This window comes from Caballeronia sp. LZ003 (genome assembly GCF_031451465.1).
Classification (GTDB): domain Bacteria; phylum Pseudomonadota; class Gammaproteobacteria; order Burkholderiales; family Burkholderiaceae; genus Caballeronia.
In genome coordinates this window covers 2,934,544-2,951,606 of record NZ_JARUXJ010000001.1, presented here as the reverse complement: position 1 = coordinate 2,951,606, position 17,063 = coordinate 2,934,544, and the positions used below count along the sequence as shown (strand labels likewise).

Below are 17,063 nucleotides of genomic sequence, written 5' to 3'. Positions count from 1 at the left end.
GCCATCTGGAAGGCGAGGTGTACACTGGTCGTCCCAAAAATTAAAGCTCCGGCCGTCCCGTTCGATCCTTACGGGCGGCACGCCGCGTCTATCCGATGCGCCGGGCGACTGAAGACATTGGTCCATCGAATCACACTCCACACTCAATGTTGAGCGGTCGTCGGCGGTGTGAACCCTGTTCAAAATATTTCTAACGTCTCAGGCTAATCATGGACGAACAACTGAAGCAAAGCGCTCTCGCATATCACCAATATCCGCGTCCGGGCAAGATCTCCGTCACGCCGACCAAACCGCTTTCCAATCAGCTGGATTTATCGCTTGCGTATTCGCCGGGTGTAGCCGCCGCATGCATGGCGATCTTCGATGAACCGCTCGACGCGCAGAAATACACCTCGCGCGCGAATCTCGTCGGCGTGGTGACGAACGGCACGGCGGTGCTCGGCCTCGGCAACATCGGTCCGCTCGCGGCCAAGCCGGTGATGGAAGGCAAAGGGTGTCTGTTCAAGAAGTTCGCGGGCATCGACGTGTTCGACATCGAGCTCGACGAGACCGATCCCGACAAGCTCGTCGATGCAATCGCCATGCTCGAACCGACGCTCGGTGGCATCAACCTCGAAGACATCAAGGCGCCGGAATGCTTCTATATCGAGAAGAAGCTGCGCGAGCGCATGAAGATTCCCGTTTTCCATGACGATCAGCACGGCACGGCGATCATCGCGTCGGCGGCAATTCTCAACGGCCTGAAAGTGGTCGGCAAGAAGCTCGACGAAATCAAGCTCGTCTGTTCGGGCGCGGGCGCAGCCGCTATCGCGTGTCTGGACTTGCTCGTCGATCTGGGCTTGAAGAAGTCGAACACGCTCGTCGTCGATTCGAAGGGCGTGATCTACGAAGGGCGCGGCAACCTCGATGTGTCGAAGGAGCGCTATCAGGCGACCACCGACGCGCGTACGCTCGCCGATGCCATCGATCAGGCCGACGTTTTCCTTGGTTGTTCGAGCGCGGGCGTGCTCAAGCCCGAGATGGTCAAGGTGATGGCCGACAAGCCGCTGATTCTCGCGCTTGCCAATCCCGAGCCGGAAATTCGTCCGGAGGAAGCGAAGAAGGTGCGGCCGGACTGCATCATCGCGACTGGCCGTTCGGACTATCCGAATCAGGTCAACAACGTGCTGTGCTTCCCGTTCATCTTCCGTGGCGCGCTGGACGTGGGCGCCACGACCATTACCGAAGAGATGAAGCTCGCGTGCGTGCGCGCGATCGCCGAACTCGCGGAAGAAACCGACCAGGGCGATGAAGTCGCGAAAGCCTACGAAGGCCATTCGCTCGAATTCGGCCCCGAATATCTGATCCCGAAACCGTTCGATCCGCGACTCATCATCAAGATTGCGCCGGCCGTGGCGCAGGCCGCGATGGATTCGGGCGTGGCGACGCGTCCGATTCAGGACATGGACGCGTATCGCGAGACGCTCGGCGCGACGGTGTATCGCACCGGCATGGTGATGCGGCCGGTGTTCGTGGCGGCGAAGGCTGCGCCCGCGCGCATCGCGTTTGCAGAAGGTGAAGACGAGCGCGTGCTGCGCGCCGCGCAGTTCGTGTTGCTGGAGAAGATCGCGAAGCCGATCATCATCGGCCGGCCGGCTGTCGTCGAAATGCGTCTGCAGAAGATGGGCTCGAAGCTCAAACCTGGCGTCGATTTCGAGATCGTGAACCCGGAAGACGATCCGCGTTATCAAAAGAGCTGGCAGGCGTATCACGAAATCGCCGCGCGTGAAGGCGTGACGCCCGAAAGCGCGAAGGCCGCGCTGCGCAAGTTCAACACGCTGATCGGCGCGATCCTGGTTCATACCGGCGACGCCGACGGCATGATCTGCGGTCTCATCGACACGTATCAGGATCACCTCAAGTTCATCGATCAGGTGTTGGGCAAGTCCGAAGGCGCAAACAACTTCGCGGCGATGAACCTGCTGATGCTGCAAGGGCGCAATCTCTTCATCAGCGATACCTACGTCAACGAAACGCCGACGCCCGAGCAGCTTGCCGACATGACGATTCTCGCCGCGCGCGAGATCGAGCGCTTCGGCATTTCGCCGAAGGTGGCGCTGGTGTCGAACTCGAACTTCGGCAGCGTGCCGAGCGCGTCGAGCAAGCGGATGGCCGAAGCACGCAAGCTGATCGCCGAACGCGCGCCGGGCCTCGAAGTCGATGGCGAAATGCACGGCGACGCCGCGTTGTCGGAAGCGGTACGCAAGGCTTCGTTCCCCGGCACGACGCTCACCGGCGAAGCGAACCTGCTCATCATGCCGAACGTGGAAGCCGCGAACATCACGTACAACCTGCTCAAGATGGTGAGCGGCGAGGGCGTGACGGTCGGACCGTTCCTGCTGGGCGCGGCAAAACCCGTGCACATCCTGACGCCGGCCGCGACCGTGCGACGGATCATCAATATGACGGCGGTGGCTTCGGCGAACGCGAAGGTGGCGAATAACAAGTAAGAGGCAAAACGGCGGCTTCTCGCGAAGAGGTCGCCGCTTCTCTTTGGACGCACGAAAGACAAAAGGGCGGTCCTCGCGGATCGCCCTTTTGTTTCAAACAGCGCGTAACCCAGGCCTTACGCTACCTGTCGCGCCTGACCGCCCTCGTTGTTTCTCCACCGCGTCAGCAGCGCATTCCACTTGATCCGCGCCGCCTTCACGTTGTTGTCCTTCACGTGGCCATAACCGCGCATCGAATCCGGCAGATTCGCCAGTTCGACGGCAAGCGCCAGCTTCTGCGGCGTCAATCCACCGATCAGCTCCTTCACCAGCGCCTCGTATTCCACGATCAGCGCGCGCTCCATCTTCCGCTCCTCGGTTCTGCCGAACGGATCGAGCGCCGTGCCGCGCAGAAACTTGAGCTTCGCGAGCCCGCGCATGGCGGACATCATCCACGGGCCGTATTGCTTTTTCACCAGATGGCCGTGCTGGTCCTTCTTCGACATGCTCGGCGGCGCGAGATGGAACTTGATCTTCCAGTCGCCTTCGAAACTGTTCTTCACCTTGTCGAGGAAAGCGGGGTCCGCATAGAGACGCGCGACTTCGTACTCGTCCTTGTACGCCATCAGCTTGTGCAGATTCTTCGCGACGGTTTCGGTCAATTGATACTGGCCATCGCCGACGCCGAGTTCCGCCTCGGCGGCACGCACCGACGCGACGAGTCGGCCATAACGCGTTGCATACGCGGTGTTCTGATACTTCGCAAGATAGTCGAGGCGCTTGTCGATGAGCGCGTCGAGCGCCTTCGGCGTGTGCAGCGCGATGATCTTGCCCGCGCCTTCCGGCGCGCTGCCGCGTTGCGCTTCGGTCAGCTTGCGTAGCGAGTCGAGATCGTGCGCGGCGCGACGGCCCCATTCGAACGCGGCCAGATTCTTTTCGACTTGCACGGCGTTCAACTCGATCGCGCGCACGAGCGATTCATGCCGCAACGGTACCCAGCCTTTTTGCCATGCGTAGCCGAGCACGAACGGATTCGTGTAGATGGCGTCGCCCATCAGCGCGACGGCGAAGCGGTTGGCATCGACGAGCGCGACATGTTCGCCCGCCGCCGCACGGATGTCGGCTTCCGCGCTCGCGCCGGGAAAGCGCCAGTTCGGGTCCTTGATGAACGCAGCGGTCGGCGTCTGCGCGCTGTTCACGACCACGCGCGTGTGATCCGGTTGCATGCGCGAGCCGCATTCGTCGCTGGCGGTGACGATCGCATCGCAACCGATGACGAGATCCGCCTCGCCCATAGCGATGCGCGTTGCGTGAATATCGCCCGGACGGTTGGCGATCTGCACGTGGCTCATCACCGCGCCGCCTTTCTGCGCGAGGCCGGTGACGTCGAGCACGGTCACGCCTTTCTGCTCCAGATGCGCCGCCATGCCAAGCAGCGCGCCGATGGTCACGACGCCCGTGCCGCCGACGCCCGTCACCAGCACGCCATATGGCCGGCCGATATCCGGCAGGTCAGGCGCGGGCAGGGCCGGCATGCCGCCGGCTTCGACAGTCGTCGCCTTCGGCTTCTTCAACTGACCGCCTTCGACCGTGACGAAACTCGGGCAAAAGCCGTTCAGACACGAATAGTCCTTGTTGCAGCTCGACTGATTGATCTGCCGCTTCGTGCCGTACTCGGTATCGAGCGGTTCGACCGAAAGGCAGTTCGACTTCACCGAACAGTCGCCACAACCTTCGCAAACCGCTTCGTTGATCACCACGCGCTTCGCCGGATCGGGAAACGCGCCGCGCTTTCTGCGGCGGCGCTTTTCGGTCGCGCAGGTTTGGTCGTAGATCAGGATGGACGTGCCGGGAATCTCGCGTAGTTGCCGCTGAATGTCGTCGAGTTCATCGCGATGATGCACGTCGATGCCCGGCGCCAGTCCCGTGCTCGGCGTGTACTTCTCGGGCTGATCCGTGACGATGACGATGCGCGCCGCGCCTTCCGCCGCGAGCTGATGCGTGATCTGCGGCACGGTCAGCACGCCGTCGACGGGTTGGCCGCCGGTCATCGCGACGGCGTCGTTATAAAGAATCTTGTAGGTGATGTTCACCTTCGCCGCGATCGCCGCGCGAATGGCGAGCAGGCCGGAGTGGAAGTAGGTGCCGTCGCCGAGATTGGCGAAGACATGCTTGTCGTTCGTGAACGGCGCCTGGCCGACCCACGCGACGCCTTCGCCGCCCATCTGACTGAACGTGCTCGTGCTGCGGTCCATCCACACCGTCATGTAGTGGCAGCCGATTCCCGCCATCGCGCGCGAGCCTTCAGGCACGTTCGTCGACGTGTTGTGCGGACAGCCCGAGCAGAACCACGGCTTGCGCTCCACTTCCACACGCGGACGCGCGAGCGCTTTCTCTTTCGCCTCGATCACGGCAATGCGCGCCGCGATGCCCGCGCGTACATCGGCGGGCAGATCGAACTTTTCGAGACGCGTCGCAATGGCCTTCGCGATGATCGCTGGCGAGAGTTCGTAGTGCGCGGGCAGCAACCAGTTGCCCATCGGCACGGACCATTCGCCGCCTGCACCGTCTTTCTCGTCGAACTTGCCGAAGACGCGCGGACGTTGCGCATCGGGCCAGTTGTACAACTCCTCCTTGATCGCGTATTCGAGAATCTGGCGCTTTTCCTCGACCACCAGAATCTCGTCGAGACCACGCGCGAATTCGTGCGCGCCTTGCGCTTCGAGCGGCCACACGCAGCCGACCTTATAGAGACGAATGCCGATTTGCGCGCAGGTGGCGTCGTCGAGACCGAGATCGGTCAACGCCTGACGCACGTCGAGATACGCCTTGCCCGCCGTCATGATGCCGAAGCGTGCGTTGGGCGAATCGATTTCCACGCGGTCCAGCTTGTTCGCGCGCACGTAGGCGAGCGCGGCGTACCACTTGTAGTCGAGCAGACGCGCTTCCTGCACGAGCGGCGGATCGGGCCAGCGAATGTTCAGGCCGCCGTCGGGCATGGCGAAATCGGTCGGAATCACGATCTTCGTGCGATGCGGATCGATATCCACCGACGCCGACGATTCCACCACGTCGGTCACGCATTTCATCGCGACCCAGAGGCCGGAGTAGCGGCTCATCGCCCAGCCGTGCAGGCCGAAGTCGAGATATTCCTGCACGTTCGACGGAAACAGAACCGGCAGGCCGCACGCCTTGAAAATGTGTTCGGATTGATGCGCGAGCGTCGATGACTTCGCGGCGTGGTCGTCACCAGCGAGCACGAGCACGCCGCCGTGCGTCGCCGAACCAGCCGAATTACCGTGTTTGAAGACATCGCCGGTGCGGTCGACGCCCGGACCCTTGCCGTACCACATCGAGAAGACGCCGTCGTATTTGGCGCTCGGGTACAGGTTGACCTGTTGCGAGCCCCAAACGGCGGTGGCCGCGAGGTCTTCGTTTACGCCGGGCTGAAACACGACCTGATGTCCGGCGAGATGCTTTTTCGCCTTCCAGAGCGACTGGTCGATTCCGCCGAGCGGCGATCCGCGATAACCGGAAATGAATCCGGCGGTGTTGAGGCCAGCGGCTTTGTCGCGCTCTTGCTGCAGCATCGGCAGACGCACCAGCGCCTGGATGCCGCTCATATAGGCGCGGCCGCGTTCCAGCGTGTATTTGTCGTCTAGCGTGACGGATTTGAGTGCGGCTTCTAGCGAAGCTCTTTGTTCTGCGTCTAGCGGGGCGTTCATTCTGTGTACTCCTCCACCCGAGTTTGGGATCACCAAAGCATGTTCCGGGCCGCAGCGTCTTGTGAACGCTCAGGCCGGGACTTCCCAGTTTGCCGATGCTCATGGATTTCAGACAGTGGTACTAACCCGTTGAAAAATACGCACTTACTCGCGCTTTGCATTAAAACGTTGCCGCAAGTGGGCGATTCAGGACAGTTTTGTTACGGCGTGTAAGTTCGACCGAATCGCGGAACCCATGCGCGGACGCATGTCTAAACGAGCGCTTGTGGGGAATGCGCGCCATTCCGGAAGGAATGTGGCGGTCGTTGCAAGTGCCGTAAATCGCAGTCAGAAGGAGTCAATAAAAAATGAAGCAACGTCACATCCAGAGCTTTTTAATGGTCTCGGCGGCCTTTTTCGCTATTAACGCACCGATTGGCGGTGCGCGTGCGAATGCGCCGCAAAATGCGGCATCGCCCGTTCCGCGAATTTCGCAAGTCCGCGTGCCGTCGGCACAAACCGGCGCCGGCATGCGCCGTAAATCCGAACGCAGCGACGACACGGCCGCATAAAGCCAATCGCTCTATTCTTCGCGGTTCGGGGCTGTCGGAACGAACCGCGGAAAAGAAGAAGGGGCATGAACCTGAGTGGTCATGTCCCTTTTCTTTTGGCGCTCGCGCCGTTTTCTAGTTGGCGGTCGTGTCTTTCAGCACGCCACGGCGCATCTGATCCAGTTCGATCGATTCGAACAGCGCCTTGAAGTTGCCTTCACCGAAGCCCTGATTGCCCTTGCGCTGAATGATCTCGAAGAAAATCGGCCCGATCTGGTTCTCGGTGAAGATTTGCAGCAGGATTTCGTCGTGCACACCGTCGATCAAAATCTTGCGCTTCTTTAGTTCCGCGACCGATTCGCCGTGGTCCGGCACGCGCCGGTCCACGAGTTCGTAGTAAGTGTCGATGGTATCGAGAAGCGCGATTTTCGACGCGCGAAGGCCGTCGACCGTGTTGTAGATGTCGTCCGTCCCGAGCGCGATGTGCTGAATGCCTTCGCCGCGATACGCGTCCAGATATTCCTGAATCTGGCCGGCATTTTCCGAACCTTCTTCGTTGATCGGAATACGGATCTTGCCGCAGGGCGAGCTCATCGCCTTGGACTTGACCGCCGTCACTTTTCCTTCGATGTCGAAATAACGCGCTTCGCGGAAATTGAAAAGCCGCTCGTAAAACTCGGCCCATTCGACCATCCGGCCGCGATGCACGTTATGCGTGAGGTGATCGATATACGTGAGGCCGTTGCCAACCGGATTCGGCGAAGCGCCGGGAATCGGCTCGAAATCGACGTCGTAAATGCTGATGTCGCCGATGCTGCCCGGCTGTGCGCCGTTCTTGCCGCGCCAGCGATCGACGAAGTAGATCAACGAATCGCCGATTCCCTTGATCGCCGGAATGTTCAATTCCATCGGGCCGTTCTTGTTGTCGAAGCCCCACGCGCCCAAGTCCAGCGCGCGTTTGTAGGCTTGAGCGGCATCGGCGACGCGGAATGCGATGGCGCAAATCGACGGGCCGTGCAGGCGCGCAAAGCGCTGCGCGAACGAATCCGGCTCCGCGTTGACGATGAAATTAATTTCGCCTTGCCGGTAAAGGGTCACGTCCTTGTGACGGTGCCGCGCAATGGCGGTGAAACCCATTTGCTCGAACAGTTTGCCGAGCGCGACGGGATCAGGCGCGGTGTATTCGATGAATTCGAAGCCGTCGGTGCCAACGGGCTTTTCCCAAGTCGATGCGGTCATGCGCGTGTCTCCTGATGTTCGTTTCGATATCGAGACAGTCTAGTCAAGCTGGCGAAGCAAAAGCTTGCGAAACAAATCGCGTGTTTCTAAGATTGCGCAACAACCTGCCGTCTCACGCTTCAAACGAGCCAGAACGTGCCCGAAATAGAACTCGACACCATCGACAGGAAGATTCTCGCGATCCTTCAGGAAAACGGTCGGCTTTCGAATCAGGAAATCGCGGATAGAGTCAGTTTGTCACCGAGTCCGTGCTTGCGGCGCATTCGGCGCCTGGAAGAACTTGGCGTGATTCGCGGCTACGTCGCGCTGCTCGACGCGAAAAAGCTCGGGCTTGGGCTGCTCGCCTACATCAACGTGCGACTGGAAAAACGCGGCGGCGTTCCACTCGCGGCCGGGTCGCAGAATCCGCCAACGCATGCCGATCTGTTTCGCGACGCGGTGCGCGCGTGGGACGAAGTCGTCGCGTGCGACGCGATGACTGGCGAAATGGACTTTCTGCTGCGCGTTCAGGTACGCGACATGGAGCACTTTTCGCGCTTCATGCAGGAACGGCTGCTGCACCATCCTTCGGTGATCGACGTGCGTTCGAGTTTCTCGCTCGAACGCATCAAGGACACGACGGCGCTGCCGTTGCGTTGAAATGAAAAAGGGCGGTCAGAGCCGCCCTTTCTTTGGTGAGATACGTGGACTGCGATTCAGGCCACGGTTGCCGCAGGCATGAACGCCTGAAAAACCTTCGACGCCCGATGTGCCTGCCGTTTGATCGCGTAATCGAAGACGGCGGCCTGTTCCTGAAGCATCTCGGCCATGATGCTGCCTTGATCGGCGGGCGCGAGCGAGAGATACGCGTCCGCTTCGCCATATGCGTATTCGATCTTCATCCCCGATTTCCGGGCGATGTGCATCATGGTCTTGTTGCGCGACAAACAATGCATGTAGAGCTGCGAGACTTTCGAATTGCGGCTGCGCATGGCGGCGCGCTCGAACATTTTGGTGCCGATGCCCCGGCCACGCGCGCTTTCGAGAACCGAGACGCCGAATTCGGCGGTGCGCTTTTCACCATCGACCGGAAGATAGGCCAGATGGCCGACGCCGATCAACTGCAGCGCGTTGTCGAACACGCCAAAAACGGCGTCGTTAGCAAAGTTGATGTTGCGAACGTAATTCTCGATGACGTGATCCGGCACGATTTGCCCGAAACGCAGCAGTCGGTCGTCTTCGTCGAGCGCAAGGAAGTGTGTCTGCAGCCGTTCGCGATCAGCCGACGACAACTCGCGGACCAGAACCGGCAGACGCGCGGATGCAGGCAGCGGATCGCTAGCGACTATCTGCGCGGCAGTGCGGTCGATGTTCAATTCCACGATGATTCTCCTCGGTGATGCGGGCATGTTGCACAGCAAAAACGATTTTAGCCCAATCGAGGAAAGCGGGTACGGGAAAACCCTTAATCAAAGCTGGAGGAGACGTTCTAAATAGCTACGGAAAACGTTTGTAATCTATAGAAATCAATGTCTTATAGAATGTGTCAGCGTGCAACAGCTTCATGCTGCGACGCAATATCGCTCAGGCTTCAGTATTCAGGCCGCTTTCAATCATCGCGACGACTTGCTCGCCGAACTCACGATACCCGAGCCTGCCGCCCGGTTTGAGCCACGTGAAAGTCCAGTTGATCATGCCGAAAACCATCATGGTCAGCGCGGTTTGGTTTTCTCTCGTCACGCGCTTCGGGTACGCGCGCGCCAGTTGTCGCGCGAACGCAGCGACGATATCCCGCTGGCGATCCAGCACGATCTCGCGCTGCACGTCTTCCAGATATTTGACGTCGTTCAATAGCGCGACGTGCCGGCTATGAGAGGTCTCGTATTCGGCAAGGAACGCCCGCACCAGTTCGGCGAAAGCCTCGCGCTCGCCCAGTCCGCGTCGCTGGCTCGCGGCTTCCACTTCCGCGATGATCAGCATCAGCCGCTTGGTGTAGCGGTCGAGCAGATCGAAAAGAATCGCTTCCTTGCTCTCGTAATAATGATAGAGGCGCGCTTTCGACGTGCCGCTCGCGGCTGCCAAGTCGGCCATCGACGTGCTGGGGTAACTCGTCTGCGCGAATTTCGCGGCGGCAAGCTCCAGAATCTGTTCGCGTTGCGTCTCGTGATCGGGCGCTTTGGTTCGGGCCATTGGGTCGGAAGATGCGTTCTTGTCGGTTTTAGCGCCGCAATTCGGCCTGCACGATATCCGACGGCGTGCCGCGTATTTTAAGCCGGCCCGCCGTGACGAGTTCGCGGCATCGCCAGAAAGCGATCGAATCGCTGAGAAGGAAATCGAAGCGGCGCGCCATTGCGCCACCGGCGATCCGCCGCGCGGGCTGCCATTCGGGGCTGGCTAGGTCGAGCAGGGCTTCGTCGACGTCGAACCAGCTTCCCGAAACCAGCATGTTGTCGCGCAGCCGACGCGTATCCGCGCTCGCATGCTTCGCCTCCTGCCATTCGAGCGCCAGCCGGCTAATGCGCAGCACCGAAATCGGCGCGGCGCTCGGCAACTTCTTTAGCAACTGTCCAGGTGAAAACATGCCGACAGCGGTCGCGCGATCGGCACGCCGGAGCGGATCGGAATGCGCGTCGGATGCTTCGATCGACAGGTCGTCGTAGTTGAGCTTCGCCTCGTTAAGACGTTGCGGCACGTTGCGCAGATGGTAGGCGACGCGCCGCAAGGTGAGCTGGTCGGCCGCGCACTGTCCGTGCCACACGACAATCTGCGCGTCGCCGCGCACGAGGCGTGTCAAGAGCGCCTGCTGCGCTTCGAGTTCGTCCTCGAATTCATTCGTGCTGTTGAGCACTTGACGCCAAAACGCTGCGCGCGTGAGCGAAGTGTCGTCGGCGTCTCTGAGCGGGCCGACCGCGAGATCGTCGCGCAGAGGGATGACACGGTCTGGACGGTCGGCTAGTCGAAGCGCTTCGGTGAGAGACAGGGCCGCGCTGTCGCCATTGGTGACGTGGATCGTGGTCATTGTTGTGGATTTGCCAGAAGGACTCGTGTTTTGCCGCTCGGACGAGCAGCAATCAGTCTACGCGAATCGATTTGCGACCGGCTGTGGGCTGGCGCGCTTCGGCAAACCATTTCAGAAGCGCGAACGGCGCGACCGCGAGGCCACGCCGTTCTAGCCGAAAGACGCCTTATCGCGTGCCGCTGGCGGCGAAATCCTCGGCATCGACGTCGTAGCCGGACGGTTCCCAGTGCACCGCGAACAGCGCGATCAAGCCGAGAAGCGGCGCAACCGCGATGATCCAGAACACCTTCGTGCCCAGCGCCGCCGACAGCACCGGAAACAGGAACAGGGACACGGTGGAACTAGCGCGCATCAACGTCTGATTGAAGCCGACGCCCACGCCGCGCGATGACGTCGGATAACTCAGCGACGCAAATGTCATGCTGTGCGAGCCCGGTCCGACGCCCTGGCCGAGCAGGAACGCGGCGAGCAGCGCGATCGCGATCGCCACCTGCGCACCGGTTGCCGGTTTGCCGACGACAGCGAGCCCGACGAGCGCCACCAACTGAAACGCGTAGCCGATCACGGTCAGATTCCACGCGCCGTACTTCGGCACGGTGCGCACGGAGAACAGGCCGCCCGTGAATGCGAACAGCAGATTGAGCGCGAGCGAGGCGAGAATCGTGGTGAGCATCGACTGCGCGAGGAAGCTCGAAATGATCACCGGCAAGCCGAACGCGACCGCGTTGTAGGCGAAGGACGATGCAATCGCAATGACGGTCGCGAGCACGGTCCTGCGTAAATACACGCCACGCAGAAGCGCGCCGTAGTTGCTCCACGTCGCCTTGCGCGCCTTTGGAACGGTCGACGCAGCCGCTTCGACGCGAACCTCGACGCCATACGAACGTTTGAGAATCTCGGCGGCGCCCTTGAGATCGCCCTGATTCGCGGCCCACACGGGCGACTCGCTCATGTAACGGCTGCGAATCGCGATGATGAGAATGGCCGGCACAGCGCCGAAGCCGAGAATCAGCCGCCACAGCAAGCCTGCGTGATGCGCCGGCAGCACCGCGTACAAACCGAGCACCAGCAGATAGGACACGCTGATCGCGGCGTACCACGTTGGACACCACATGGCGACGCGCGCGGCCTTGTTGCCACGGCCTTGCAGACGCGAAAATTCGGCGAGAAAGGCCATTGCCACCGGAAGATCGATGCCAACGCCCAGCCCCATCACGAAGCGCGCGCCGCCGAGCACCCACGCGTTGGGCGCGAATGCGCAGGCAATGGCCGCGATCACGAAGAAGAACATATCGGCCATGAACACGCGGTATCGGCCGATCTTGTCGGTGAGATAGCCGCCGAAAAATGCGCCGATGATCGCGCCGAACGTGATCGCCGATGCGACGAAACCGGTTCCCGTCGGGCTCAGCGAGAACTCACGGGCGATGTCCTTGATGCCGAACGCGAGCGCGCCGAGATCGTAGGCATCGAGGAAAATGCCGCCGAGCGCGATGGCGACGACCACGCGCGCGTCGCTGCCGATGGCGGCGCCACGATTGACGAGACTGGAGACATCGGCGGCGCTGCGGATGACGGGGCGCGCATCGGCGGCGGCCGGAGCAGAAGCGCGTTCGGACGCGAGTGAGACGGACATAAGCGGGCGGAAAGTGAAAAAGTGTTGATGCAGCGAATCGCGCGATGCTACTGGCAGGGCTTGCCGCGACCAAATTCTTTTTTGTTATTTAATGACTTACGCGCGCCGGCGGGCTTTTCAGGCTGCAAGTTTCATCGGCGCGGATGCGACAATCGCGGCTCTTTTTCTTTTTCCATTTAGCATGGCGTCAGCAGAAAACATCGAAACGGTGAACGTCGCGGTCGTCGGTGGCGGACCGGCCGGGCTCATGGCCGCCGAGGCCCTTGCGGCGGGCGGCGCGCGCGTGGATGTCTTCGACGCGATGCCATCGGTCGGCCGCAAATTCCTGATGGCGGGCAAGGGCGGCATGAATCTGACGCACTCCGAAGCCGCCGACGCGTTTCTAGGCCGCTACGGCGCGCGCAGCGCCGAAATCGCACCGCTCCTCGCGCGCTTCGATGCCAACGCGCTTCGCCAATGGGTGCACGGCCTTGGCGTGGAAACGTTCGTCGGCAGTTCCGGCCGCGTCTTTCCGCGCGACATGAAGGCCGCGCCGATGCTGCGGGCCTGGCTGCATCGGCTGCGCGCGTCCGGCGTGACGCTGCACATGCGGCATCGATGGCTCGGTTTCACCGACGACGGCGCCTCGATCTCGCGCTTCGCGACGCCCGACGGGGAAAAGTGCATTCGTCACGACGCGCTGATTCTCGCAGCGGGAGGCGCGAGCTGGCCGCAACTCGGCTCGGATGGCGGCGCAATTGCGCATCTCGCCGCGCGCGGTGTGCCGGTGCGGCCTTTCGTGCCGTCCAATTGCGGCTTCGATACCGACTGGTCGCCGCATTTCCAAAGCCGCTTCGCGGGCGAGCCGCTCAAGGCGGTGGCGATCGGTGTGGCGCGCGCGGACGGCCGGCTCGACTGGCGCACCGGCGAAGCGCTAATTACAGACAATGGTATCGAAGGAAGTCTGATTTACGCGCTGTCGGCGCCAATCCGCAATCGGCTCGCCGAATGCGACGGCGGAGCATCGACCATTCTGCTCGATCTCGTTCCTCAGCTTTCCGCCGAGCGGGTGCGTGCGGAGGTGCTGCATCCACGTGGCGCTCGCTCGCTGTCGAGTCATTTGCAAAGCCGCCTGCATTTGACCGGCGTGAAAGCGGGCTTGCTGCGGGAATGTCTGACAAAGGCGGATTTCGGCGATCCCGAAACGCTCGCCGCACGCATCAAGGCGCTGCCGTTGCGCGTCTTACGCCCGCGTCCGATCGCCGAGGCGATCAGCAGCGCGGGCGGCGTGGCGTTCGAAGCGCTCGACGAGTGCTCGATGCTTACCGCGCTTCCCGGCGTCTTCTGCGCGGGCGAAATGCTCGACTGGGAAGCGCCGACAGGCGGTTATTTATTGACGGCGTGTTTTGCGAGCGGGCTCGTGGCTGGGGAAGGCGCGCTCGCGTGGCTGGCGTCGCGCGGCTGAGGCGCGCTCAGGCGGCCACCAAGCGCCACAACGAAGTCACTTCCTTCGAGCGCGCCGCATACAGCGGATCGGTTTTATCGAATGCACGCGGATGCTGCGGCCGAATATCGATGCGGCCATCCACTTTCAATTTCGCCGCGTCGATCCACTCCTGCAACTGCGCGCGCGTGCGCAGCCCGAGATGCTCGGCGAAATCGGACAGAATCAGCCAGCCTTCGCCGCCGGGCGTGAGATGCGCGGCGAGGCCATCGAGAAAACCGCGCAGCATCCGGCTTTCGGGATCGTAGATCGCGTGCTCGATCGCCGAACTCGGCCGCGCGGGCAGCCACGGCGGATTGCACACGACGAGCGGCGCGCGTCCTTCAGGAAAGAGATTCGCTTCGACCACATTCACTTGGCGATTCAGCCCGAGCTGCCCGATGTTTTCGCGTGCACAAGCCAACGCACGCGGATCGAGGTCCGTCGCGACGATTCGTTCGACGCCGCGCCGTGCAAGCACCGCCGCCAAAACGCCCGTACCGGTACCGATATCGAAGGCCAGCGAAGTCGACGGAAGCGGCTGATTGGCAACGAGGTTGATGTATTCGCCGCGCACAGGCGAGAAAACACCGTAATAGGGATGAATCTTCCCGCCCACCGCCGCGACATCCACGCCTTTCTTGCGCCACTCGTGCGCGCCGACCAGCCCGAGCACTTCCCGCAACGAAACCACCGACGCGTCACGAGCCGCGCCGTACGCTTCTTCGCACGCTTCCTGTACATTCGGCGCGCGGCGCAGCGGAATCGCATACTGCTCGTCTAGCGGCAGAAGCAGCATCGCCAGCGTTCGCGCACGTTGCGACTGCGCCAGACGATGCAGATTGAAGGTATCGACCGGCGAAGCAGCCGCCGCTTTTTCCCTTTCCGCCGCCGCCTTTTTCGGCTTGCGCGGCTTGTTGTCGATACGGCGCGCCATCGCCTGAAGCAACTGCCGCGCGTTTTGATAATCTCCGCGCCAAAGAATGCCGGTTCCTTCGCAGGCAAGGCGATACGCGTTGTCGGCCGTCATCTGGTCGTCGCCAATGACAATGCGCTTTGGCGCCGGGTTGCTACTTTCCGAACGCCAGCGGGCGGAGCGTTCTTCGCCGTCCTCTTCCCAGTGCAGGATCGGCGGAGTGTCGGCGTGAGGCGTGCTTTTAGATTGCATTGTTGTCTTTTGATGTGCGGGAGAGCGGCTGCCGGCCGCAAAGTGAACTGGCAGCATTTTGATGCCATTTCACTCGCGCCGGTCGCACCTTTCGAGTTTTGAAGGCGAATCGGGCGCGGTCGATCAGGCACAATCCACGTTTTGTCACAATCGAGCGCTCGTCGGAACGCCATCGCCGAATGAAATTCAGAATCATTGCCTCGCTGTGCGCTGCCGCGCTTGCCGCGCAATTCGCCTTCGCGCCGCAGACGCTCGCCGCCGAGTCCGCCGACGCCGCGGCCAACGAACATTGGGTCAGCGCCTGGGGCACGGTTTTGCAGTCCATTCCCCAATTAGCCAATCTGCCGCCGCTGTACCGGGCACCTGAAGTGGGCGGGCGGACGGTTCGGCAGTTGATCTATCCGCAACTCGACGGGAAACGACTTCGGCTGCGCGTCAGCAATCTGTATGGAACGGAGCCACTTGTCATCGAATCGATGAGCGTCTCGAGTGCCGTCAGCGGCAGCAGTCCGGCCATCCGCGCGGGTAGCGCAAAGCCAGTGGCGTTCGGTGGACACAACGCGGTAACCGTTCCGCCAGGCGGCCAGGCGACCAGCGATCCCATAGCGTTCGATGTCACCGCGTTCCAGCCACTCGCTGTGAGCACATTCATGGGTAAGGACCAGAAACTCGTGGCGTGGCATCGGGTCTCGAGCCAGGTGAATTACGTTTCGTCGCCCGGCAATCACGCAAACGACGCTTCCGCCGATGCGTTTCGCACGCGCTTTACCCAATACGCGTGGCTGACGAATGTGTCGGTCGAACATCCGTCCGCGCAGACGGTGGTGGCAATCGGCGATTCAATCACCGACGGCATGCGCTCGACGCTGAATGCCAACCGAAGCTGGCCGGATGTGCTCGCCAGACAGGTCGCGCAGAAAAGTGGCGGTCAGGCGGCGATAGTGAACGCGGGCATCAGCGGCAATCGTCTCCTCAGCAATTCGCCGTGCTATGGAGAGGCGCTCGTCAGCCGTTTCGAGCGCGACGCACTGCGTCAGCCGGGCGTGCGGGCGATCATCGTGTTGATCGGCATCAACGACATCAACTTTGCGGCGATGCCCGCGCACGCTGGACTCGACTGCGACGCGCCGCACACGGAAGTCAACGCCGACGCGCTGGTGCGCGGATACCAGCGGCTGATTGCGCAGGCGCATCAGCGCGGCATCAAGATCTACGGCGCGACGCTCACGCCCGCAGCGCTGCCGCCGGAACGCGAGGCCATCCGGACGGCGGTGAACGCGTCGATCCGTTCGAGCCATGCGTTCGATGGCGTGATCGATTTCGATCAGGCGCTTCGCGATCCGGCGCGCCCGAACGTCCTGCAACGGCGTTTCGATAGCGGCGACCACATCCATCCAAGCGATGCCGGCTACGCAGCGATGGCCGCAGCCGTTCCCTTCGACATGGTGTTTGGGCAGGCAAAAGCGGCGCATTGAGGTGCTTCAAAAAAAGTTGGCTCGCTGTCTTGCCATTGGCGTTCGCATCGCCTAATATTTCGCTCCTCGTCGCAAGACGGGAGCCGCCAGCGAAACAGGCGGCCTCGAAGTCGGCAGATTTTGATGCGAAAGCGGAAATAAGCTGTTGACAACGAGAAAAAGATTCCTCATAATCTCGTTTCTCTGCTGCAGATGCAGCGACGCAAGACGAGGCGGTGCTGAGCAAAATGCTTGGTGCGCTTGGCAGGAAGTCTTAGCGAATGTGCTCTTTAAAAACTAACAGCCGATAAGTGTGGGCACTTGATGGCGCGAGCGGTTCTGACCTTTCGGGGTTGGGACGTTTAGCGAAAGTTATCAAGTCT

Annotated in this window: 11 protein-coding genes; 4 read left to right on the top strand and 7 right to left on the bottom strand. The window is 61.6% G+C overall.

What is annotated here, in order from left to right; genetic code table 11:
- Positions 1-209 precede the first annotated feature (209 nt).
- Positions 210-2,489 carry an NADP-dependent malic enzyme gene (locus tag QCE79_RS13325; protein WP_309844686.1) on the top strand — a complete coding sequence of 760 codons (2,280 nt, stop codon included), beginning with the start codon at positions 210-212 and terminating at the stop codon, positions 2,487-2,489.
- A 116-nt stretch (positions 2,490-2,605) separates the two neighbouring features.
- Here the strand turns inward: QCE79_RS13325 and QCE79_RS13320 are convergent, their stop codons facing one another.
- Entirely contained in the window at positions 2,606-6,193 is a 3,588-nt protein-coding gene (locus tag QCE79_RS13320; protein ID WP_309844683.1) for an indolepyruvate ferredoxin oxidoreductase family protein, read from the bottom strand.
- A 665-nt stretch (positions 6,194-6,858) separates the two neighbouring features.
- On the bottom strand, positions 6,859-7,962 hold the full coding sequence (hppD, locus tag QCE79_RS13315) for a 4-hydroxyphenylpyruvate dioxygenase (RefSeq protein ID WP_309844681.1): 1,104 nt from the start codon (positions 7,960-7,962) through the stop codon (positions 6,859-6,861).
- 135 nt (positions 7,963-8,097) lie between these two features.
- Here hppD and QCE79_RS13310 point away from each other — a divergent pair, with 135 nt between their 5' ends.
- On the top strand, positions 8,098-8,601 hold the full coding sequence (locus tag QCE79_RS13310; RefSeq protein ID WP_244826453.1) for an Lrp/AsnC family transcriptional regulator: 504 nt from the start codon (positions 8,098-8,100) through the stop codon (positions 8,599-8,601).
- Positions 8,602-8,657: 56 nt separating this feature from the next.
- Here QCE79_RS13310 and QCE79_RS13305 read toward each other — a convergent pair whose 3' ends face one another.
- From QCE79_RS13305 to QCE79_RS13290, 4 genes are all read right to left on the bottom strand, one after another.
- Positions 8,658-9,350: a GNAT family N-acetyltransferase gene (locus QCE79_RS13305; RefSeq protein WP_404989349.1), complete on the bottom strand. Its 693-nt coding sequence runs from the start codon at positions 9,348-9,350 to the stop codon at positions 8,658-8,660.
- A 175-nt stretch (positions 9,351-9,525) separates the two neighbouring features.
- Positions 9,526-10,131: a TetR/AcrR family transcriptional regulator gene (locus tag QCE79_RS13300; RefSeq protein WP_250509599.1), complete on the bottom strand. Its 606-nt coding sequence runs from the start codon at positions 10,129-10,131 to the stop codon at positions 9,526-9,528.
- 28 nt (positions 10,132-10,159) lie between these two features.
- On the bottom strand, positions 10,160-10,960 hold the full coding sequence (locus QCE79_RS13295; RefSeq protein ID WP_309844678.1) for a DUF1835 domain-containing protein: 801 nt from the start codon (positions 10,958-10,960) through the stop codon (positions 10,160-10,162).
- A gap of 166 nt (positions 10,961-11,126) precedes the next feature.
- Complete coding sequence (locus QCE79_RS13290) at positions 11,127-12,596, bottom strand: MFS transporter (RefSeq protein WP_309844675.1); 1,470 nt, start codon at positions 12,594-12,596, stop codon at positions 11,127-11,129.
- 181 nt (positions 12,597-12,777) lie between these two features.
- Between QCE79_RS13290 and QCE79_RS13285 the strand changes: the two genes are divergently transcribed.
- Entirely contained in the window at positions 12,778-14,040 is a 1,263-nt protein-coding gene (locus tag QCE79_RS13285) for a TIGR03862 family flavoprotein (protein ID WP_309844674.1), read from the top strand.
- 7 nt (positions 14,041-14,047) lie between these two features.
- Here QCE79_RS13285 and QCE79_RS13280 read toward each other — a convergent pair whose 3' ends face one another.
- Positions 14,048-15,226 carry a class I SAM-dependent methyltransferase gene (locus QCE79_RS13280; protein WP_250465890.1) on the bottom strand — a complete coding sequence of 393 codons (1,179 nt, stop codon included), beginning with the start codon at positions 15,224-15,226 and terminating at the stop codon, positions 14,048-14,050.
- 179 nt (positions 15,227-15,405) lie between these two features.
- On the opposite strand from QCE79_RS13280, the gene QCE79_RS13275 reads away from it, so the two are divergent.
- Positions 15,406-16,701 carry an SGNH/GDSL hydrolase family protein gene (locus QCE79_RS13275; RefSeq protein ID WP_309844672.1) on the top strand — a complete coding sequence of 432 codons (1,296 nt, stop codon included), beginning with the start codon at positions 15,406-15,408 and terminating at the stop codon, positions 16,699-16,701.
- Positions 16,702-17,063: the final 362 nt, after the last annotated feature.